General features: G+C 66.9%; 2 protein-coding genes. Both read left to right on the top strand.

What is annotated here, in order from left to right; all coding sequences use genetic code 11:
* The coding region (locus tag ABYB95_RS23710; RefSeq protein ID WP_372662897.1) for a hypothetical protein at nucleotides 1-191 on the top strand (191 nt) is incomplete at its 5' end.
* A gap of 19 nt (nucleotides 192-210) precedes the next feature.
* Nucleotides 211-1,237: mannose-1-phosphate guanylyltransferase (locus ABYB95_RS23705; protein ID WP_372662895.1), on the top strand; the 1,027-nt coding region annotated here is incomplete at its 3' end.

Raw genomic sequence — 1,237 nt, 5'->3', positions numbered from 1 at the left:
GCGCTTCGAGGGCGGTGCTGGCGCTGGCTTTTGTGGGCTGCGTGCTGGTGTACCACCTGCTGTACCAAGGCTTGGCGCGCCGCGCCCGCCTGTACCCCATACCCGACAGCGAAATGGCCCCGCTCACCAGCGACCGGGTACCCACCTCGCCCCCCACCCAAACCACTCAAACCACCCAAGCCGAACATTGATACAAGCGCACCCACACCCATGACCGCCATCACACCCATCATCCTTTGCGGCGGCTCGGGCACCCGGCTCTGGCCCCTGAGCCGCCAGAGTTTCCCCAAGCAGTTCGTGCCCCTGGTGGGCGAGAAAAACCTGCTGCAGCTCACACTGGCCAGGTTGGCCTGGTGCGAACAAGCGGTGGTTTGTGTGGCCGCCGAAGAACACCGCTTTCTGGTGGCCGACGCACTGGAAAGCCTGGGCACCCCCGGCCAGGTGCTGCTGGAACCCGCCGCACGCAACACCGCCGCCGCCATGGCTCTGGCGGCCCAGCTCACCCAGGCCTCTGGCGCCGGCGACCCGCTGCTGCTGTTTTGCCCAGCCGACCACCACATTCCCAACGCCGACGCTTTTGCCCAGACCGTGCGCCAAGGCGTGCCCGCTGCGCTGGCCGGTGCCATCGTCACCTTTGGGGTGGTGCCCAGTTTTCCGAGCAGCGCCTACGGCTACATACAGCAGGGCGATGCGCGGGCCGATGGCAGCCGGGCCGTTGCACGTTTCATAGAAAAACCCGCACCCGCCGCCGCCCAGGCGCTGCTGCTGCAGGGCGACGCCTTGTGGAACGCGGGCATTTTTCTCGCCCAGGCCAGCACGCTGCTGGCCGCGCTCAAACAGCACGCGCCCGACATCGCACAAGCCTGCGAGCAAGCCATGGCGCAGGCGCACCCCGACGCGCTGGGCAACGGCAAAGGCGTGCGCTTTGTTCGGCCCCAAGCCGAGCCGTTTCTGGCCTGCCGTTCACAAAGCATCGACTACGCGGTGATGGAACACCACGCCAACGTGGCGGTGGTGCCCTTTCAGGGCCAGTGGAGTGACGTGGGCAGTTGGAACGCCGTGGCCGATCTCACACAGCCCGACGACGAAGGCAACCGCATCCACGGGCATGGCCATGCCTTGAAGGCCAAGAACACCTTCATCCACGCCCTGGGGCGCACGGTGGTGGCACTGGGCACGCAAGACCTGCTCATCATCGACACGCCCGACGCCTTGCTGGTAGCCCAGCGCGACCATG

Origin of the sequence: Hydrogenophaga sp. (assembly GCF_041633695.1) — a bacterium.
GTDB lineage: Bacteria > Pseudomonadota > Gammaproteobacteria > Burkholderiales > Burkholderiaceae_C > Hydrogenophaga.
The sequence above is the reverse complement of the archived record's forward strand: the minus strand, read 5'-3'. Positions and strand labels throughout refer to the sequence as shown.